This is a genomic window from Burkholderia sp. LMU1-1-1.1, from assembly GCF_040675865.1.
Classification (GTDB): Bacteria; Pseudomonadota; Gammaproteobacteria; order Burkholderiales; family Burkholderiaceae_D; genus Rugamonas.
The window spans coordinates 1-18,711 of sequence record NZ_JBEGHG010000012.1 but is presented as its reverse complement, the minus strand read 5'-3'; the positions used below and the strand labels follow the sequence as shown (position 1 = coordinate 18,711).

Here is an 18,711-nt window from a genome sequence, read left to right as displayed (position 1 = left end):
GCTCGCTTATTCGATATTTGAATGAAGTATAGTCCGATTCCTCGTCTTCACGTGATATTCGGAATGACCTATCGTGTGGCTTTACAGGAGCCCATGATGAAAACCTTGAACTATCTCGCCCTGGCGGCCGCGCTGGCAGTGGCGGCGCCGTCATATGCCGTCGAACGATCGGGCGGCTGGACCACCAGTTGGTACGCCAGCCCGCAAGCCACATGGGGAGCGGATTTTCCACTGCCGACCGCCGTTCCGGCAACGCTGGAGCGGCAAACCGTACGCGAAACGGCGCGCATCAGCGTCGGCGGGACACGCGTGCGTATCGTCTTGTCGAACCGCTACGGCGACCGGCCGATCGTCATTGGGGAAGCGCGCGTCGCCCGTGCCGGTGACACGGGCGGTTCCGCGCGGGAGCTAACCTTCGGCGGCCAGCGCGCCGCCACCATTCCGGCCGGGGCGCCGTTGATCAGCGATCCTGTCGATATGCGCGTGGACGCGCTGGAAAAGCTGGCGGTCGGCGTGTACCTGCCGCAGGCAACGCCGTTGAAGAGCTTCCATTGGGGTGCGCAGCAGACCGGCGATATCGTCGACGGCAACGCCACCGGAGCGGCGACGTTGAAAGGTGCGCGAGCGATGCATGGACGGGCCCTGCTCAGCGCCATCCTGGTCGAAGCGCCGGGTGGCAAAGGCGCTTTGGTGGCCCTGGGAGATTCCATCACCGACGGCAACGGCTCGACCCCGAATCGTGACCGGCGCTGGCCGGATTATCTGGCCGCCCGTTTCAGCGCGGACGGCATCGCCGTGGTCAACGCCGGCATCTCCGGCGCGCGGTTGCTGGGTGATCGCATGGGCGTCAATGCCGCCGCGCGTTTCGAGCAGGATGTATTGAGTCAGCCCGGCGTCAGGACTGTCGTGGTTCTGTTGGGGATCAATGATATCGGGTGGCCGCAAAGCGCCTTCGCGCCGGACGAGCCCCTGATGCGGGCGGAGCGCATGATCGCCGTGTATCGGCAGCTGATCGCGCAGGCGCGCGTGCGCGGGGTGCGTATCGTCGGTGCGACGTTGCTGCCGTTTGAGGGGGCGCTGCATGGCACGCCGTTCGAGGGTTATTACACGCCAGAGAAGGATGCGGTGCGGCGCGAGGTCAATCAGTGGATCAGGGACGGTGGGGAGTTCGACGCGGTGGTCGATTTTGACAGGTTGCTGCGCGATCCGGCGCGGCCGGCGCGCATGTTGCCGCGTTATGATAGTGGCGATCACCTGCATCCTGGTGATGCCGGTTATGAGGCAATGGCGCAGGCGGTGGAGGCTGGCGGATTACCGTGATTGGCCAAGGCATGCGTTGCCGACGGCGCGTGCATTGGCGGATTACGCTTCGCTAATCCGCCAATGCGTGAGCCGCCAACGACACTCGTCGAATCAACCGTTGTTGACCACCAGACGCGGCTCGTCGCCGGCGCTGTCGAAGCGCTTTTTGATGGAGGCGGTGATGCCGGCGCCATCCAGGCCCACGCTGGCGAGCAGCTTGACCGGGTCGCCGTGGTCGATGAATTTGTCCGGCAAGCCAAGCATCAGCACCTGCTTGACGATGCCTTCGGCGGCCAGCGCCTCGGCAACCGCCGAACCTGCGCCGCCCATGATCGAGCCCTCTTCCACCGTCACCAGATAATCGTGTTCGGCGGCCAGCTGCTTGACCAGCTCCACATCCAGCGGCTTGATGAAGCGCATGTTGGCGACCGTCGCGTCGAGCGTCTCGCCCGCCACCATTGACGGCGTGACCATCGAACCGAACGCTAGGATCGCGATCTTCTGCCCCTTGCGCTTGATCTCGCCCTTGCCGATTTCGATCGTCGTCAGCTCCGGCTTGATGGTCGCGCCGATGCCGGCGCCGCGCGGATAGCGGATCGCCGCCGGTCCCTTGTACTGGTAGCCGGTGGTCAGCATCTGGCGGCATTCGTTTTCGTCCGACGCGGCCATGACGACCATGTTCGGAATGCAGCGCAGATAAGCCAGATCGTAATTGCCCGCGTGCGTGGCGCCGTCGGCGCCGACCAGGCCCGCGCGGTCCAGCGCGAACGTCACGTCCAGGTTTTGCAGCGCCACGTCGTGGATCAGTTGATCGTAGGCGCGCTGCAGGAAGGTCGAATAAATCGCCACCACCGGCTTCATGTCCTCGCACGCCAGGCCGGCGCCAAAGGTCACCGCGTGCTGCTCGGCGATGCCGACGTCGAAGTAGCGGTCCGGATATTCCCGCTCGAAGCGCACCATGCCGGAACCTTCGCGCATCGCGGGCGTGATGCCGACCAGTTTCTTGTCGGCGGCCGCCATGTCGCACAGCCAGTTGCCGAAGACGTCGGTGTAGGTCATCTTGCCGGGAGCGACCGCCGGCTTGATGCCTTCGGCCGGATTGAACTTGCCAGGGCCGTGGTACAGGGTCGGCTCGGCCTCGGCCAGCTTGTAACCCTGGCCCTTCTTGGTCACCACGTGCAGGAACTGCGGCCCCTTGAGCTGCTTGATGTTCTGCAGCGTCGGGATCAGCGAGTCCAGATCGTGGCCGTCGATCGGGCCGATGTAGTTGAAGCCGAATTCCTCGAACATCGTGGCCGGCACCACCATGCCCTTGGCATGTTCTTCCAGCCGCTTGGCCAGTTCCAGCACGGGACCGGGCAGCACCGATTTGCCGACGTTCTTGGCGGCGGCGTAGAACTGCCCCGACATCAGGCGCGCCAGGTAGCGGTTCAAGGCGCCGACCGGCGGCGAGATCGACATGTCGTTGTCGTTGAGGATGACCAGCAGGTTGATGTCGTCCTGCACCCCGGCGTTGTTGAGCGCCTCGAACGCCATGCCGGCGGTCATCGAACCGTCGCCGATGACGGCGATCGCGTGGCGGTGCTCGCCCTTGATCTTGGCCGCCTGCGCCATGCCCAGCGCGGCCGAAATCGATGTCGACGAGTGCGCGGTGCCGAAGGTGTCGTACTCGCTCTCGTCGCGCTTGGGGAAGCCGGAGATGCCGTTCAGCTGGCGCAGGGTGTTCATGCGCTCGCGCCGACCCGTGAGGATCTTGTGCGAATACGTCTGATGGCCGACGTCCCAGACGATGCGGTCGTGCGGCGTGTTGAACACGTAGTGCAGCGCCACGGTCAGTTCAACCGTGCCGAGATTGGACGACAGGTGGCCGCCGGTCTTGGAGACCGAGTCGAGCAGGTAGGCGCGCAGTTCGTGCGCCAGCGGCGTCAATTGGGTGTACGCCAGTTTGCGCACATCGGCTGGTGAATCTATATTTTGTAGCAAGTTCATTTATGCCTTCCGCTGCACGATCAAATCCGCGAGTTCGCGTAACCGCAGAGCTTTGTCTCCGAACGGCGCGAGCGCTGCGTGCGCATCGAGCCGCAATGTTTGCGCCAGCGCGCGCGACGGTTCCAGACCCAGTATCGAGACGTAGGTCGGCTTGTTGTCGGCGGCGTCCTTGCCGGCGGTCTTGCCCAGGGTGGCCGAATCGGCCGTGGCGTCGAGCACGTCGTCGACCACCTGGAACGCCAGGCCGATGGCGCGCGCGTAGGCGTTCAGCGCCGTCAGTTCGACCTCGTCCAGATCCTTGCCGGCCAGCGCGCCAAGGATCACGGCGGCGCGCAGCAACGCGCCGGTTTTCAGCTGGTGCATTCGCTCCAGCTGTTCCAGCGTCAGGCTGACGCCGACGCTGTCAAGATCGATCGCCTGGCCGCCGCACATGCCGGCCGAGCCGGAGGCGTGCGCCAGCAACCGCAGCATCGCCACCTGGCGGGACGCGGGCACGCTGGTCGCCTCGGACAGCACCAGGAAGGCCTGCGATTGCAGCGCGTCGCCGACCAGCAGCGCGGTCGCCTCGTCGTAGGCGACGTGCACGGTCGGCTTGCCCCGGCGCAGCGCGTCGTCGTCCATGCACGGCATGTCGTCGTGCACCAGCGAATAGGCGTGGATCATTTCGACAGCGGCGGCGGCGCGCGCCAAGGTGGCGGGATCGGCGTCGAACAGCGCGCCGGCCGCGTACACCAGCAGCGGGCGCACGCGCTTGCCGCCGCCGAGCAGCGCATAGCGCATGGCGTCGTGCAGCTTGGCCGGCACCGTCGTCGCGGTGGGCAGGAAACCGGATAAATCGTTTTCAGACCCGGCCTGCACGGTTTTCATCCAGTCGTCGAAGGCGCCGCTCATTGCTCGGCCTCGCCGGTCTCCGCGAACGGCTTGAGCATGTCGCCCTCCAGCACCTTGACCTGGGATTCGACTTTTTCGAGCTGGGCGGCGCAGAACTTGACCAGCTCCGAGCCGCGCGCGTAGGCGGCCACCGACGCTTCGAGCGGCAGTTGCCCTGCTTCCATTTGCGCGACCAAGGTTGCCAGCTCCGCCATCGCTTCTTCAAACGAGACGGGGGCGGCGGCGGTCGCGTCGGCAGATAATTTCTTAGACATAGTCACTCAGGCTTCAAGGCAAACTTCAGGGCTAATTCCAGGCTAACTTGCGGTTAACAATACCCGCCAGCGCAGTGTAGCCCGTTATTTTAGAACAAACCACCTTCTCCGGTGGAACTATAGCGGCCGCACCGGCGGCGGACTATGGATTTTATCGCAATCGACCCCATATCCTCGATCTGCATGTATTTGTTACAAGTTTTTGCACAGAAAACGAGCACTGCAGTCTGTCGGCAGGGAACGAAACGCGGTATAATCGCCGGTTCTGTCCGAAATACCATTTTCAACGAACTTGAATTCAGGTCTTTACGGATTCTGTCTCTCTTTGGTCTGAAGCACATATTAAGGGGGGTTGGGATGTCCGATCTGGGTACCCACGCCAAGCTGGCGCGTCCACACGCGCAACTGCCGGTAAACGTCTACTTCGACGAAGCGCTGTTGCAGCGTGAAATGCAGCAATTATTCCAGGCCGGTCCGCGCTACGTCGGGCACGAACTGATGGTGCCGAACGTCGGCGATTTTGCGACCCTCGTTTCCGAAAACGAAGGGCGCATGCTGGTGCGCAACGCAAACGGCCTCGAGCTGCTGTCCAACGTCTGCCGCCATCGACAGGCGCTGATGTTCAACGGCCGTGGCAACGCCAACAACATCGTCTGCCCGCTGCACCGCTGGACCTACGACCTCAAGGGCGAGTTGATCGGCGCGCCGCACTTCGCCGAAACGCCGTGCCTGAACCTGCCCAAGACCCAGCTGCAAAGCTGGAACGGCCTGCTGTTCGAGCAAAACGGCTACAACGTCATGGAAAAGCTCAAGAACCTGTCGGTGACGGGCGACCTGGATTTTGCCGGCTACATGTTCGACCACGCCGAAGTCCAGGTCTGCAACTACAACTGGAAGACCTTCATCGAGGTCTATCTGGAGGATTACCACGTCGAACCGTTCCACCCGGGCTTGGGCGGCTTTGTCAGCTGCGACGACCTGCGCTGGGAATTCGGCCGCGACTACAGCGTGCAGACGGTGGGCGTGAACAAGGGCCTGCTCAAATCGGGTTCCGAGGTCTACAAGCGCTGGCAGGAGCAGGTGCTCAAGTTCCGCGGCGGCGAACCGCCTCCATACGGCGCCATCTGGCTGACGCTGTATCCGAACATCATGGTCGAATGGTATCCGCACGTGCTGATCGTCTCGACCCTGTGGCCGGACGGCCCGCAGCGCACCCGCAACGTGGTGGAGTTCTACTACCCCGAGGAGATCGTGCTGTTCGAGCGCGAATTCATCGAGGCCGAACGCGCCGCCTACATGGAAACCGTGGCCGAGGACGACGAGATCGCGCTGCGTATGGACGCCGGCCGCAAGGCCCTGTTCGAGCGCGGCACCAGCGACGCCGGCCCCTACCAGTCGCCGATGGAAGACGGCATGCAGCATTTCCACGAGTGGTACCGCGCCAACATAGACATATCGGCGGCCTAGGGCCGCTCACCGGATACAGGAATCAGATGCAATCACTTTGGATGTTGTTCGCCAGCTTCATGTTCGCCGTCATGGGGGTGTGCGTCAAGCTGGCCTCCGAAGAATTCTCGACATCTGAAATGGTCATGTACCGCGGCATTGTCGGCGTCGTCGTGCTGGCGGTGATCATCCGCATGCAGGGCGGCAGCTTCCGCACCTCCATGCCGATGGCGCACTTCTGGCGCTGCCTGATCGGCGTCATCTCGCTGTGGCTGTGGTACTACTCGATAGCCAATCTGCCGCTGGCCACCGCCATGACGCTCAACTACCTGTCGCCGATCTGGATCGCCGTATGGCTGTTCGCGATGGGCTGGTGGCACGCCAAGAATCAGGTCAAATGGCCGCTGCTGGTGGCCGTGGCGATGAGTTTTGTCGGCGTCACCCTGCTGCTGCAACCGGCCTTCCACGCCAACCAGCTGGTGCCGGCGCTGATCGCGCTGTTCTCCAGCGTGCTGACGGCGATGGCCTACATGCAGGTGCGCAAGCTGGGCCTGGCCGGCGAACCCGAAAACCGCGTGGTGTTCTACTTCGCGGTCATGAACATCGTCGCCGGCGTGGCCGGCAATTACCTGTTCGCGGGCGACAAGCCGGCCGTCTGGCACCCGATCAACACGGTCCACGGGGCGCTGCTGTTGCTGGGCATCGGCGTCTGCGCCACCAGCGCGCAGATCGCCATGACGCGCGCCTACCGCCTCGGCCAGACGCTGGTCGTCGCCAATCTGCAGTACACCGGCATCGTGTTCTCCAGTATCTGGGGCGTGCTGGTGTTCGGCGACGTGTTCAGCTGGCACAGCTGGGCGGGCATCGCCATCATTCTGGCGTCGGGCGTGGCCGCGACGTTCTACAATACCCGTAACACCGAACGCGGTAAGGCCATCGCCAATACCGACCCGATCGCCAGTGAAGTTTAAGGAGTCCGGACCATGCACACCACGTTGATCAGCGCCGCCGACCTGTCCCAGCATCTGGACGATGACACCTGGGCCACTCTCGATTGCCGGCACGACCTGATGAATCCTAACGCGGGCCGCGACGGCTTTGCCATCGGCCATATCCAGAACGCGCAGTTCGCCAATATCGACACCGACCTGTCCGGCGCCAAGGTGGGCGCGGACGGCAAGTTCCAGGGCCGCCATCCGCTGCCCGACCGCGCCGCGCTGATCGCGACATTGCGCGGCTGGGGCATCAACGACGACACGCAAGTGGTGGCCTACGACGCGCACGGCGGCATGTTCGCCGCGCGGCTGTGGTGGCTGCTGCGCTGGGTCGGCCATCCGGCGGTGGCGGTGCTCGACGGCGGCCTGGCCGCGTGGCAGTCGCAGGGCTTGCCGCTGGTGACGATGGTGACCGCGCGGCCGGGCGGCACGATAGCCGACAAGCCGTCGCTGATGCACACGGTGACGGTGGAGGATATGGAGTCGAACCTGGTCACGCAGACGCGGGTGGTGGTCGATGCGCGCGCGGCGGACCGCTTCCGTGGCGAGAACGAGACCATCGATCCGGTCGGCGGCCATATCCCCGGCGCCAAGAACCGCTTCTTCAAGGACAATTTGACGCCGGATGGGCGCTTCAAGGGCGCCGAGCAGCTGAAGCAGGAATTCTCGCCGCTGTTCGCGGCGGCGCCGCAGGCGATCATGCAGTGCGGCTCGGGTGTGACGGCTTGCCACAATTTGCTGGCGTTGGAGATCGCCGGGCTGCCGGGCGCGGCGCTGTATCCCGGCTCGTGGAGCGAGTGGTGCTCGGACCCGGCACGGCCGGTGGCGACCGGGGGCTAGGACTTCCGCATTCGCTTTTGATGGCTATCGACTATCCGCTTCAGCCCTTCCATTACGTCCTCATTGGAGACCGTCCGACCTGCGGCAATGTCGTCGGCGGCGGCCAGATTTGTCTCGACGCTGTCCTCCGTGTCTTCGAACCCGTAGGACCACACGTCAGGCCATATCGCCTCTAGACTTACGTCGGCGCGCGCGGCCAAGCGTTCCAGCCGCTCCCGATCTGCTGCCGAGAGAGCGGCTAGTGCCTCTGCCTGCTTCTGTTCTCTGGAGTTCATCCCGCCATGATATGCCGGGCGGCGCTGGCTGCAAGCGCCTCGGCGCAAACGAAAACGCGTGGATCAATGACCGTTGGTCAGGAACAGCACGATGGCGACGCCGGTGGCGATCAGCAGCACTTGCGGCACCGATTCGCGCAAAGTGGCGCGGCGTTGCATCTGCGGCATCAGGTCGCTCACGGCGATGTAGATGAAGCCCGACGAGGCGAACACCAGCACGTACGGAATCAGCTCGCTGGCGCGGTCCAGCGTGTAATAGCCCAGCAGGCCGCCGGCGATCGCCAGCAAACTGCACAGCAAATTGTAGACATACGCGCGCGTCCGCGAGAAGCCGGCGTTGAGCAGCACGATGAAATCGCCGATCTCCTGCGGGATCTCGTGGGCGATGATGGCCAGCGCCGTCACCAGGCCCAGCTCCGGGTTGGCCATGAAGGCGGCGGCGATCAAAATTCCGTCGGTGAAGTTGTGCATGCCGTCGCCGACCAGGATCATCCAGCCGGCCTTGCCGGCCTCGTGCTTGTCATGCCCGTGGTGATGGTGGTGGCCGTCGCCCTCGTGGTGGTGGGAATGGCGCATGATGGCCAGCTTTTCCAGCAGGAAGAACGCCAGCAGGCCGGCCAGCAGGGTCGCGAACAGGCTGCGCGCGCTCGCGTGCGATTCGAACGCTTCGGGCAAGGCGTGCAGCAGCGAGGTCGACAGCATGATGCCGACCGACAGGCTGACCATGCGCTCAACCACCTTCGAGAGCAGCGTAAACGAGAACACGGCAGCGGCCGAAATGCTGACGACACCGGCTAGTGTGGTCGCCAGTAATATGGAGATAAGTATGGGATCGATGTTATAGCCTCTTGTACCTGGAGCCGTGCCGCTGCGCAGGCCGGGGGCGTTATTTTACCGCCCGGCACGCTTTCCTGCTCATTTTTGGCTAAAAACAGTTAAAACGGCGTGATTGGCTGGGTTCAGGCGACCCCGTTCTGCCTGAACCACGCCAGCATCCGGCCCCAGCCGTCCTTGGCATCCGCTTCCACATAGCTGGGACGGTAGTCCGCGTGGAAGGCGTGGCCGGAGTTGGGGTAGATGACGAAGGTCGATTTGTTCGGCCCCTTGGCCAGCATGGCCTGCATCGCCTTGATCGAATCCTGGGTGATGCCGGTGTCTTTTTCACCATACAGGCCCAGCACCGGGACGTTCAAAGTAGCCGCGATATCGATCGGATGCCTGGGCGTGACGGCGTTGGAGGTGCCGATCAGGCGTCCGTACCAGGCGACGCCGGCCTTGATCGACGGATTGTGCGCCGCGTACATCCAGGTCACGCGCCCGCCCCAGCAGAAGCCGGTGATGGCGATCTTGTCGGGATTGCCGCCATTGGCCTTGGCCCAGGCGACCAGCGCGTCCAGGTCGGTCATGACCTGGGTGTCGGGGGTTTTGGAGATGATGTCGCGTTGCAGGTCGGCGATCGAGGCGGATTTTTGCGGATCGCCCTGGCGCACGAACAGGTCCGGCGCCAGCGCCAGATAGCCGAGCTTGGCGAAACGGCGGGCGACGTCGGCGATGTGCTCGTGCACGCCGAAGATTTCGGAAATCACCAGCACCACCGGCAGGTTGGTTTTGCCTTCCGGCTGGGCGCGGTAGACGGGGACGGTTTGGCCATCGACCGTCAGGGTGATGGTGCCGGCGGTCAGGCCGGCGGTGTCGGTCTTGATGACGTTTTGCGCCACCACCGGCATCGCGGCGGCGGCGAAGCCGCTGCCCAGCGCCACCTTGAGGAAGTCGCGGCGGTCGACACCGTCCGACAGGCTGGTTTTCGTCAGCAAACTCTCTGCGTCCCGCTTCAAATCATCCATGCGACTCCTCCGGTAATGTTGAAACCCGCAAACCTTTGACGTGGGGTCGTACCCCGTACGGGGTACGACCCCGGGCTTGCGGGTCGGTTGTTGGTGAAGCGCGCTTTAGTGCGCCTCGTCCCAGTTTTTGCCGACGCCGACTTCCGCCGTCAGCGGCACTTTCAACTGCGCCACGCCGGCCATCAACTCCGGCAGCTTGCGCTTGACCAGTTCCAGCTCGGCATCCGGCACCTCCAGCACCAGCTCATCGTGCACTTGCATGATCATCTTGGTCTGCAACTTGTCCGTCTCGAGCCAGTTCTGCACCGCCACCATCGCCAGCTTGATCAGATCGGCCGCCGTACCCTGCATCGGCGCGTTGATCGCCGCCCGCTCGGCGCCCTGGCGACGGGGACCGTTCGGCGAATTGATCTCCGGCAGCCACAGGCGGCGTCCGAACACCGTTTCGACATAGCCGCGCGCCTTGGCCTGCAAACGCGTGTCGTCCATATACTGTTTCACGCCGGAGAAACGGGCGAAATAACGGTCGATGTAGCTCTGCGCGGCGGCGCGCTCGATGCCGAGGTTGGCCGCCAGGCCGAACGCGCTCATGCCGTAGATCAGGCCGAAGTTGATGACCTTGGCATAGCGCCGCTGCTCGCTCGACACCTCGTCCGGCGGCACGCCGAAGATCTCGGCGGCGGTGGCGCGGTGGATGTCCACGCCCTCGGCGAACGCGCGCAGCATGTTCTCGTCGCCCGAGATGTGCGCCATGATGCGCAGCTCGATCTGCGAATAGTCGGCCGAGACGATGTGGCTGCCCGGCGGCGCGATGAAGGCCTCGCGGATGCGTCGCCCTTCCTTGGTGCGGATCGGAATGTTCTGCAGGTTCGGATCGTTCGACGCCAGGCGTCCGGTCACCGCCACCGCCTGCGCGTAGTTGGTGTGCACGCGGCCGGTTTCCTTGTTGATGCCCTTCGGCAGCTTGTCGGCGTAGGTCGACTTCAGCTTCGACAGGCTGCGGTACTCCAGCAGCACCTTCGGCAGCGGATAGTCCTCGGCCAGCTTTTGCAGCACTTCCTCGTCGGTCGACGGCGCCCCGCTCGGGGTCTTTTTCACCACCGGCAGCTTCAGCTTCTCGAAGAAGATCTCGCCGATCTGCTTGGGCGAACCGAGGTTGAACGGCTGCTCGGCCAGCTCGTGCGCCTTGGCCTCCAGCTCGGCGATGCGCGCGCCCAGTTCGGCCGACTGGATGTCGAGCAACGCGGCGTCGATATGCACGCCGTTGCGCTCGATCTTTTGCAGCACCACCGCCGTCGGCAGTTCGATGTTGCGGTAGATGTAGCTCAGGCGCTCGTCGCTCTCGACCTCGCCGATCATCGCCAGGTGCAGGCGCAGCGTGATGTCGGCGTCCTCGGCCGCGTATTCGGTGGCGCGCGCGATGTCCACCTTGTCGAAGGTGATCATGCTGGCGCCCTTGCCGCAGACGTCGACGAAGGGGATCGTCGTGTGGTTCAGGTGGCGCAGCGCCAGGCCGTCCATGTCGTGCGTGCGGTGCGATTCGAACACGTACGATTGCAGCAGGGTGTCGTGGTGGATGCCGCGCAGGCGCACGCCGTGGTTGGCGAAGATGTGGCTGTCGTATTTCAGGTTCTGGCCGACCTTGAACTTGGTCTCGTCCTCCAGCCATGGCTTGAGTTTTTCCAGCACGTGCTCGCGTGTCAGTTGCTCCGGCACGCCGGGGTACGCGTGCGCGACCGGGATGTAGCAGGCCACGCCGGGCTGCACCGACAGCGAGATGCCCACCAGCTGCGCCGTCATCGGCTCGAGCGAGGTGGTCTCGGTGTCGACGGCGGTCAACTCGGCGGCGCCGATCAGCGCGATCCACTTGTCGAGCTGCTCGTCGGTGAACACGGTCTCGTAGTTGACGTTGACCTTCGGCACTTCGCCGAACAGGTCGCCGTTGGCCGAGACCGCGCCGCCGGCCGCGACGGCCGCCGCCGCTGCCTTGCCCGCCGCGCCGATCGGCGCGGCCGGGGTCAGCGCGTTCAGTTCGCGCAACAAGGTCTTGAAACCGTACTTGCCGAAGAAGGTCAGCAAGGTTTCCGAGTCCTCGGCGCGCGCCACCAGCGATTCGCTGATCGACATCATGTGCTCCGACAGGTCGCAGTCGGTCTTGACGGTGATCAGCTCGCGCCCTTTCGGCAGCCACTCCAGCGCCTTGCGCAGGTTCTCGCCGACGGCGCCGGTGATCTTGTCGGCATTGGCCATCACGCCGTCCAGGCTGTCGTACTGCGTCAGCCACTTGAGCGCCGTCTTCGGCCCGCACTTGGCCACGCCGGGCACGTTGTCGACCGTGTCGCCGATCAGGGTCAGGTAATCGATGATGCGGTTCGGCGGCACGCCGAACTTGGCCAGCACGCCGGCCTCATCCATCTTCTCGTTGGTCATCGTGTTGATCAGCATGACTTGCGGATTGACCAGCTGCGCCAGGTCCTTGTCGCCGGTCGACACCACCACGTTCATGCCGGCCTTGGCCGCGTCGACGGAAAGGGTGCCGATGACATCGTCGGCCTCGACGCCGTCGACCATCAGGATCGGCCAGCCCATGGCCTTGACGGCCTCGTGGATAGGCTCGATCTGCAGGCGCAGGTCGTCGGGCATCGGCGCGCGCGTGGCCTTATAGTCGGGATACATGTCGTCGCGGAAGGTCTTGCCCTTGGCATCGAACACGCAGGCGATGTAGGCGGCCGGATAATCGGCGCGCAGCCGGCGCAGCATGTTGACCATGCCATGCATGGCGCCGGTCGGGTGGCCGTCCGGGCTGCGCAGGTCGGGCAGCGCGTGGAAGGCGCGGTAAAGGTAACTGGAACCGTCAACTAACAGCAGGGTATTTTGCATAGGAACTAAAGAGATGTGAGGGCAAAAGTGCGTGATTTGCCACGAATGCCGCATTATCGCAGGTTTTGGCCGGCATCCGCCTGCCGCGCCCGCGTTTCAAGTATGACAATACCATGGTGAAATTCAGCATTTCCTGTTGGAAAAACAGACGTCCATGCGGCGGAAATCCGCCGGAAATCCGCCGCGACGCACAGGGAAGCGTGTCTGTTTGTTACAATGGATCATACATAAAAATTCCACGGCTTTTTACCTACTAAGGCGATCCATCATGACGCGCACCTCCCTCCTCTGGCCGGCACTCCTCCTGGCGCTCGGCGCCAACGCGTTCGCGCAGTCGACGCCGAGCCAGGCGCCGCCGAAACTGGAAAAGATCGAAGAAGTGGCCGACGATCCGATCACGGTGACGGCCAAGCCGGCGCCGGAGCGCCAAATCACCGAACGCCGCGACAACAGCGGCAACGTGGTGGAAGCGACCGTCAAAAGCGGTCCCAGCACGTACACGCTGAAACCAACCCATCCGGTCGGCAGCGCCTTGCCGGGCGACGCCATGTCCGGCGCCGCGCGCGGTCCGCAGTGGACCGTGATGACCTTCGGCGGCAAGAAAAAGAAGAATCCGGACGACGAAGCGGCGGCCGACACCGACGCACCGCCACCGCCACCAGCGGCGCCGGCCGCCAAGTAAACCCGGTAGTATCGCTAATACATTTAAAGACGCGCCTGCCTCGGCAGGCATCCCGGACGTCCGCCAAGGCGGGCGCCGATTCACCGAACCTCATCAAGCTTGCACATGGCAGTGTTTACCCCGGTCACCCTGGACGATGTCACCCAGTGGATCACGCAATTCCCCCTCGGCAAGCCGCTGGCCCTCAAGGGCATCGCCTCCGGCATTGAGAACAGCAATTTCTTCTTGACCACGGAGCGCGGCGAGTTTGTGCTCACGATCTTTGAAAACTTATCGTTCGAGCAACTGCCTTTCTATTTGAACCTGATGCGCCATCTGGCCGATCGCGGCGTGGCCGTGCCGGCGCCGATCGCCACCGACAAGGGCGAGCTGATCGTGCCGCTGCACGGCAAGCCGGCGTCCATCGTCACCAAGCTCGAAGGCAGCTCGCAGATGGACCCGCAACCGGCGCACTGCGCCGAAGTGGGCGCCATGCTGGCGCGCATGCACCTGGCCGGCCGCGACTATCCGCTGCAACAGCCCAATCTGCGCGGCCTGGACTGGTGGAACGCGACCACGCCGCAAGTGCTGCCCTTCCTGTCGGAAAGCAACGCCCACCTGCTCAAGGCGGAGATGCACTTCCAGGAGGCGTTCGCCGGCTGCGAGACCTACCGCAAGCTGCAAAGCGGCCCCGTGCACGCCGACCTGTTCCGCAACAACGTCATGTTCGACGGCGAGCGCCTGACCGGTTTCTTCGACTTTTACTTCGCCGGCTGCGACACCTGGCTGTTCGATGTCGCCGTCACCGTCAACGACTGGTGCATCGCCCTCGACACCGGCGTTCTCGACACGGCCCGCGTGCGCGCGCTGCTCGACGCCTACCACGCGGTGCGCCCGTTCACCGAGGCCGAACAAACCGCCTGGCAGCCGATGCTGCGGGCGGCGGCGCTGCGCTTCTGGCTGTCGCGCCTGTACGACTATTACCTGCCGCGCGAAGCCGAAATGCTGACCCCGCACGATCCGACCCACTTTGAGCGCATCTTGCGCGAACGCATCGCCACGCTGGCGCCGAAACTTTTCTGATGAATAAATTTCCCGCGCGCGCCGGATGGCAATGGGTCAAGCAGGGCATGATGCTTTTCCGCAAGCAGCCCGGCGGCCTCATGGCGCTGTTCTTCTGCTGCATGTTCGTCTCGTTGTTCTCGATGATCGTGCCGCTGCTGGGGCAGATCGCGCCGTTCATCCTGACGCCGCTGTTCTCGGTCGCGCTGCTGGAAGGTTGCGCGCAGGTCGACCAGGGCAAGCGCGCGCTGCCGAATTTGCTGCTGAGCGGTTTCCGCAAGCCGGTGCGCAGTCCGCTGCTGGCCATGGGCGTGCTCAACCTGTTGCTGCTGGTGATCGCCCTGGGCGTGCTGTACGCGATGGCCGGCGATGCCGTCATGCAAATGGGCACGCGTCCGCCGCAGATCGACCAAAGCCAGCTGGAAGGGTTGCTGGGCGCGGTATTCACCTCGTCGACGATCTACACGGTGGGCTGGATGCTGACGTGCCTGACGGCGCCGCTGATCTACTGGCAAAAGATGAAGTTGAACAAAGCGCTGTTTTTCAGCGTAGTCGCGGTGCTGCGCGGCTGGAAGGCGTTCCTGACGGCGGCGGTGACGTTGCACCTGATGTACTTCGTCGGTTGCAAGATCGTCGTGCTGATCCTCGGCTCGTCGCAGCTGGCGGTGGCCGGCATCTTCACGCTGTTCCTGATCACCATCGTGCTCACGCATTGCACCTTGTACATCGCGTACCGGCAAATCTTCGGCCCCACCGACCTCGCGGTCCCGGTCAAGGCCGACGGCCCCGAACCCCTGCTCTAGGCGGCCCGAAACCCCGTTTTAATATGGGAACACGTAGGGTGGATTAGCGCAGCGTGCCGCCCAATCCGCCCTACGTGGAACCGATTAATGAGCTAATCGCTCGAGCTTGGCGATGCTGAGATCGAGCACCTTCATGCCGTTGCTGCCGAAGTTGATCTGTGCGCGCGCGTTGGCGCCGCTGCCTTCGATATTGACAATCACCCCTTCGCCGAACTTGCCGTGCGCGACAGACTCGCCAATGCGCCAGCCCGCGCCCGGCGATTTATGCGCGATCTTTTGCGCTATCGCGTTGTCGGAACCGGCCAGCGGCACCACGTCGTCCCACGGCGTTTTCTTGTTGGCGAACCAGTGCGATTGCACCTTCGGCGAGAGCCACTTGAGCGAGTCCTCCGGCAATTCGTCGAAGAAGCGCGATTTCATGTTGTAGCGGGTCTGGCCGTGCAGCATGCGCGTCTGCGCGAAGCACATGTACAGCCGCTGCCGCGCGCGCGTGATCGCGACGTACATCAGGCGCCGCTCCTCCTCCACGCCGCCGTCCTCGCGCGAGCTGCTCTCGTGCGGGAACAAGCCCTCCTCCAGCCCGGTGATGAAGACGTTGTTGAACTCCAGCCCCTTGGCCGAGTGCACCGTCATCATCTGCACCGCTTCCTGGCCGGCCGTGGCCTGGTTGTCGCCCGCCTCCAGCGACGCGTGCGACAGGAAGGCCGACAGCGGCGACATCACCGTCGCCAGCGGCGCGTCGGCGTCAAGGATTTCGAAGCCGTCCTCGTTGACCACGGGCAGGCCCGACTGCTCCTGCGAGCGCGGTCCCAGATGCGCCGGCGCGCCCTGGCCGAAGCCTTCCTCCGAGACGAATTGCGTCGCGGCGCTGACCATCTGCTCCAAGTTCTCGATGCGGTCGGCGCCCTCTTTCTCGGTCTGGTAGTGCGCCAGCAGGCCGCTGGCCTCCAGCACCACGCGCACCAGCTCCGGCAACGCCATCTGCTGCGTCTCGAAGCGCGCGCCTTCGATCAATTTGACGAAGCCGCCCAGCGACGAGCCAGCCTTGCCCATCACATACGGCACCGCCGCGTACAGCGACACCCGGTGCTGGTCGGCCGCGGCCTGCAACGCCTCGATCGAGCGCAGGCCGATGCCGCGCGTCGGGAAGTTGACCACGCGCAGGAAGGCCGAGTCGTTGTGCGGGTTGTCCATCAACTGCAAATACGCGATCGCGTGCTTGACCTCGGCGCGCTGGAAGTAGCGCAGGCCGCCGTAGACGTGGTACGGAATGCCGGCCGAGAACAATGCGTGCTCGATCACGCGCGATTGCGCGTTGGACCGGTACAACACCGCGATCTCGCTACGCGAGGCGCCGTCGGCGATCAGGTTCTTGGTTTCCTCGATGATCCATTGCGCCTCGGCCAGGTCCGAGCTGGCTTCATACACGCGCACCTGCTCGCCATGGCCGGCGTCGGTGCGCAGGTTCTTGCCCAGGCGCTTGCTGTTGTTGGCGATCAACACGTTGGCGGCGTCCAGGATGTGGCCGTGCGAGCGGTAGTTCTGTTCCAGCTTGATCAAGTTCTTGACGTGGAACTCGCGCTCGAAGGCGCTCATGTTGCCGACGTTGGCGCCACGGAAGGCGTAAATACTCTGGTCGTCGTCGCCGACGGCGAACAGCGCGCCACCGCCCTGCTCGCCATGGCCGGCCAGCAGCTTGAGCCACTTGTATTGCAGATCGTTGGTGTCCTGGAACTCGTCGACCAGGATGTGCTGGAAGCGCTGCTGGTAGTGCTGGCGCAGCGGCTGGTTGCGGCTGAGCAGTTCATAGGTGCGCAGCAGCAGCTCGGCGAAGTCGACCACGCCTTCGCGCTGGCACTGGTCGTCGTACAGCTGGTACAGCTCGACCTTCTTGCGCTCGTCGGCGTTGTACGGGTCGATCTTGTCGGCGCGCAGGCCCTGGTCCTTGGCGCCGTTGATGAAGTACATCACATCCTTCGGCGGGAACTTCTCGTCGTCGATGTTGTTGGCCTTGATCAGGCGCTTGATCGCCGACAGCTGGTCCTGCGAGTCGAGGATCTGGAACGTCTGCGGCAGCGCGGCGTCGCGGTGGTGCGTGCGCAGCAGGCGGTTACACAATCCGTGGAAGGTGCCGATCCACATGCCGCGTGTATTAATCGGCAACATCGCCGACAACCGCGTCGTCATTTCCTTGGCGGCCTTGTTGGTGAAGGTCACGGCCAGGATGCCCGACGGCGACACCTGCCCGGTCTGGATCAGCCAGGCGATGCGGGTCGTCAGTACGCGGGTTTTGCCGGAGCCTGCGCCCGCCAGAATCAGGGCGCTTTGGGCCGGCAGGGTCACGGCAGCGAGTTGTTCGTCGTTAAGATTGTGAAGAAGATTTTGCATGCCGTGATTATACCGGCAGCGGCCCTTCGGGGTCGGTCCATGTGGGGCCGGTCCATATCGGGCCGGCCCCGCATCCCGCCTACATCAGCCCCTTCGCCGGCACCGCCTTGCCGTCGCGGATGGCGTCCTGAATCACCGCTTTGAAGTTGCGCTCGGCTTCGCGGCTGGCCTTGGCCTGCTCGCGGCCCAGCTCACCCATGCGCCGGCCCAGTTCCGCCATCGGTTTGTTGGCTTCGGCCATCTGCACGTTGAGCGCCTTCATCGGCGCCGCATTGCGATGCATGCTTGCCATTTTCGCGGCCATGTCGCGTTGCATCTGCGCCATTTCCCTTTGCAGCGGCACCATCTCGCTGCGCGTTGCAGCCTCCAGCTCACGGTATTTGCGCACGCCTTCCTGGCTCTGGTCATGGCTCAGGGTTTCGCTGGCGGCCACCATGCGCCCGGCGATGGCTTCTTGCCTGGCCGCGAGCGCTTCCATCCGACGTTCCAGCCGCTCGCGCTCGGCTGCGGCCGGGCCGCTTTCCATGTCGCTGGTCAAACGGTCGATCTGCGCGGCCAGCCCGTCCATCACCTTGGAATGGACATCCATCCGCTTGCTTTGCGATTCCATCAATGCGCCGATGACGCTGACGGGCTTCCAGACCTCCCGCACCTTGGAGATGACCGCCGGGTCCTGGATCAGATAGGCTTTGCCGTCTTCGCGATACCAGACGAAATCGCCCTTGAGATTGGAACGTAGTTCCGCGATACGGCGCACATCGTCGGATGAACCGGAGATATGAACGTGGTCGGTGCCGTTCCAAACGATGGCGTAGGCACGGTCGGCGTGTTTGTCGCCCAGGTTGACGGTGCTATTGCCAAAAGAAATCGGTGCGGCCGGCGCCGCCGGGGCGGCAGGTGGCGCTGGCACTGCGGGTATCGCCGGCAAAGCTGGCATCGCCGGGGCGGCGGGGGCGGCGGGGGCGGCGGGGGCGGCGGGGGCTGCGGGGGCGGCGGGGGCTGCGGGGGCGGCTCTTGGCGTACCAGGTGTAGCCGATCTCGATACGGCCGACCTCCGGGAGGATGTCGTGGTAGCTGGTCG

Annotated in this window: 15 protein-coding genes and 1 pseudogene; 7 read left to right on the top strand and 9 right to left on the bottom strand. The window is 64.2% G+C overall.

What is annotated here, in order from left to right:
• Positions 1 to 93 precede the first annotated feature (93 nt).
• Positions 94 to 1,320: an SGNH/GDSL hydrolase family protein gene (locus tag MRBLMU1_RS11885; protein WP_363501420.1), complete on the top strand. Its 1,227-nt coding sequence runs from the start codon at positions 94 to 96 to the stop codon at positions 1,318 to 1,320.
• 93 nt (positions 1,321 to 1,413) lie between these two features.
• Here MRBLMU1_RS11885 and dxs read toward each other — a convergent pair whose 3' ends face one another.
• Genes dxs through MRBLMU1_RS11870 form a run of 3 tightly spaced genes read right to left on the bottom strand, consistent with a single transcriptional unit; the run spans position 1,414 to position 4,436 of the window.
• Complete coding sequence (gene dxs / locus MRBLMU1_RS11880) at positions 1,414 to 3,291, bottom strand: 1-deoxy-D-xylulose-5-phosphate synthase (protein ID WP_363501417.1); 1,878 nt, start codon at positions 3,289 to 3,291, stop codon at positions 1,414 to 1,416.
• Entirely contained in the window at positions 3,292 to 4,182 is an 891-nt protein-coding gene (locus MRBLMU1_RS11875) for a polyprenyl synthetase family protein (RefSeq protein WP_363501414.1), read from the bottom strand.
• Positions 4,179 to 4,436: an exodeoxyribonuclease VII small subunit gene (locus MRBLMU1_RS11870; protein WP_363501411.1), complete on the bottom strand. Its 258-nt coding sequence runs from the start codon at positions 4,434 to 4,436 to the stop codon at positions 4,179 to 4,181. The genes MRBLMU1_RS11875 and MRBLMU1_RS11870 overlap by 4 nt, the downstream gene beginning before the upstream one ends.
• Before the next feature lie 357 nt (positions 4,437 to 4,793).
• Here MRBLMU1_RS11870 and MRBLMU1_RS11865 point away from each other — a divergent pair, with 357 nt between their 5' ends.
• Genes MRBLMU1_RS11865 through MRBLMU1_RS11855 form a run of 3 tightly spaced genes read left to right on the top strand, consistent with a single transcriptional unit; the run spans position 4,794 to position 7,717 of the window.
• The gene (locus MRBLMU1_RS11865) at positions 4,794 to 5,903 is read left to right on the top strand and encodes an aromatic ring-hydroxylating oxygenase subunit alpha (RefSeq protein WP_363501408.1); all 1,110 of its coding nucleotides are present in this window, start codon (positions 4,794 to 4,796) and stop codon (positions 5,901 to 5,903) included.
• A 26-nt stretch (positions 5,904 to 5,929) separates the two neighbouring features.
• Positions 5,930 to 6,853: a DMT family transporter gene (locus tag MRBLMU1_RS11860; protein WP_363501405.1), complete on the top strand. Its 924-nt coding sequence runs from the start codon at positions 5,930 to 5,932 to the stop codon at positions 6,851 to 6,853.
• A gap of 12 nt (positions 6,854 to 6,865) precedes the next feature.
• Positions 6,866 to 7,717 carry a sulfurtransferase gene (locus MRBLMU1_RS11855; RefSeq protein WP_363501402.1) on the top strand — a complete coding sequence of 284 codons (852 nt, stop codon included), beginning with the start codon at positions 6,866 to 6,868 and terminating at the stop codon, positions 7,715 to 7,717.
• Positions 7,718 to 8,055: 338 nt separating this feature from the next.
• Here the strand turns inward: MRBLMU1_RS11855 and MRBLMU1_RS11850 are convergent, their stop codons facing one another.
• The 3 genes from MRBLMU1_RS11850 to polA form a co-directional block, all read right to left on the bottom strand.
• Positions 8,056 to 8,814, bottom strand: a complete 759-nt coding sequence (locus tag MRBLMU1_RS11850; RefSeq protein WP_414646073.1) for a ZIP family metal transporter — start codon at positions 8,812 to 8,814, stop codon at positions 8,056 to 8,058.
• 137 nt (positions 8,815 to 8,951) lie between these two features.
• Positions 8,952 to 9,836 carry a dienelactone hydrolase family protein gene (locus MRBLMU1_RS11845; RefSeq protein ID WP_363501399.1) on the bottom strand — a complete coding sequence of 295 codons (885 nt, stop codon included), beginning with the start codon at positions 9,834 to 9,836 and terminating at the stop codon, positions 8,952 to 8,954.
• A 105-nt stretch (positions 9,837 to 9,941) separates the two neighbouring features.
• The gene (gene polA / locus MRBLMU1_RS11840) at positions 9,942 to 12,716 is read right to left on the bottom strand and encodes a DNA polymerase I (protein ID WP_363501396.1); all 2,775 of its coding nucleotides are present in this window, start codon (positions 12,714 to 12,716) and stop codon (positions 9,942 to 9,944) included.
• A gap of 268 nt (positions 12,717 to 12,984) precedes the next feature.
• On the opposite strand from polA, the gene MRBLMU1_RS11835 reads away from it, so the two are divergent.
• The 3 genes from MRBLMU1_RS11835 (at position 12,985) to MRBLMU1_RS11825 (ending at position 15,242) form a co-directional block, all read left to right on the top strand.
• Positions 12,985 to 13,398 carry a hypothetical protein gene (locus tag MRBLMU1_RS11835; protein ID WP_363501393.1) on the top strand — a complete coding sequence of 138 codons (414 nt, stop codon included), beginning with the start codon at positions 12,985 to 12,987 and terminating at the stop codon, positions 13,396 to 13,398.
• 105 nt (positions 13,399 to 13,503) lie between these two features.
• The gene (locus tag MRBLMU1_RS11830) at positions 13,504 to 14,460 is read left to right on the top strand and encodes a homoserine kinase (RefSeq protein WP_363501390.1); all 957 of its coding nucleotides are present in this window, start codon (positions 13,504 to 13,506) and stop codon (positions 14,458 to 14,460) included.
• The gene (locus MRBLMU1_RS11825) at positions 14,460 to 15,242 is read left to right on the top strand and encodes a BPSS1780 family membrane protein (protein WP_363501387.1); all 783 of its coding nucleotides are present in this window, start codon (positions 14,460 to 14,462) and stop codon (positions 15,240 to 15,242) included. Before MRBLMU1_RS11830 ends, MRBLMU1_RS11825 begins: the two co-directional genes overlap by 1 nt.
• Before the next feature lie 84 nt (positions 15,243 to 15,326).
• Here the strand turns inward: MRBLMU1_RS11825 and MRBLMU1_RS11820 are convergent, their stop codons facing one another.
• From MRBLMU1_RS11820 to MRBLMU1_RS11810, 3 genes and pseudogenes are all read right to left on the bottom strand, one after another.
• Positions 15,327 to 17,630, bottom strand: coding sequence for a UvrD-helicase domain-containing protein (locus tag MRBLMU1_RS11820; protein ID WP_363501384.1), 2,304 nt, complete (start codon positions 17,628 to 17,630; stop codon positions 15,327 to 15,329).
• A 79-nt stretch (positions 17,631 to 17,709) separates the two neighbouring features.
• Positions 17,710 to 18,540 (bottom strand): hypothetical protein, encoded by an 831-nt coding sequence (locus MRBLMU1_RS11815; RefSeq protein WP_363501381.1) that lies wholly within the window; start codon positions 18,538 to 18,540, stop codon positions 17,710 to 17,712.
• Positions 18,482 to 18,711: pseudogene (locus MRBLMU1_RS11810) on the bottom strand (hypothetical protein); the annotation flags it as partial. The gene MRBLMU1_RS11815 and the pseudogene MRBLMU1_RS11810, both read right to left, overlap by 59 nt.

Excerpts from the sequence above, each read along its gene's own strand:
- MRBLMU1_RS11885 (WP_363501420.1), top strand. The coding sequence starts at position 94 with ATGATGAAAACCTTGAACTATCTCGCCCTGGCGGCCGCGCTGGCAGTG.
- dxs (WP_363501417.1), bottom strand. The coding sequence starts at position 3,291 with ATGAACTTGCTACAAAATATAGATTCACCAGCCGATGTGCGCAAACTG.
- MRBLMU1_RS11875 (WP_363501414.1), bottom strand. The coding sequence starts at position 4,182 with ATGAGCGGCGCCTTCGACGACTGGATGAAAACCGTGCAGGCCGGGTCT.
- MRBLMU1_RS11870 (WP_363501411.1), bottom strand. The coding sequence starts at position 4,436 with ATGTCTAAGAAATTATCTGCCGACGCGACCGCCGCCGCCCCCGTCTCG.
- MRBLMU1_RS11865 (WP_363501408.1), top strand. The coding sequence starts at position 4,794 with ATGTCCGATCTGGGTACCCACGCCAAGCTGGCGCGTCCACACGCGCAA.
- MRBLMU1_RS11860 (WP_363501405.1), top strand. The coding sequence starts at position 5,930 with ATGCAATCACTTTGGATGTTGTTCGCCAGCTTCATGTTCGCCGTCATG.
- MRBLMU1_RS11855 (WP_363501402.1), top strand. The coding sequence starts at position 6,866 with ATGCACACCACGTTGATCAGCGCCGCCGACCTGTCCCAGCATCTGGAC.
- MRBLMU1_RS11845 (WP_363501399.1), bottom strand. The coding sequence starts at position 9,836 with ATGGATGATTTGAAGCGGGACGCAGAGAGTTTGCTGACGAAAACCAGC.
- polA (WP_363501396.1), bottom strand. The coding sequence starts at position 12,716 with ATGCAAAATACCCTGCTGTTAGTTGACGGTTCCAGTTACCTTTACCGC.
- MRBLMU1_RS11835 (WP_363501393.1), top strand. The coding sequence starts at position 12,985 with ATGACGCGCACCTCCCTCCTCTGGCCGGCACTCCTCCTGGCGCTCGGC.
- MRBLMU1_RS11830 (WP_363501390.1), top strand. The coding sequence starts at position 13,504 with ATGGCAGTGTTTACCCCGGTCACCCTGGACGATGTCACCCAGTGGATC.
- MRBLMU1_RS11825 (WP_363501387.1), top strand. The coding sequence starts at position 14,460 with ATGAATAAATTTCCCGCGCGCGCCGGATGGCAATGGGTCAAGCAGGGC.
- MRBLMU1_RS11820 (WP_363501384.1), bottom strand. The coding sequence starts at position 17,630 with ATGCAAAATCTTCTTCACAATCTTAACGACGAACAACTCGCTGCCGTG.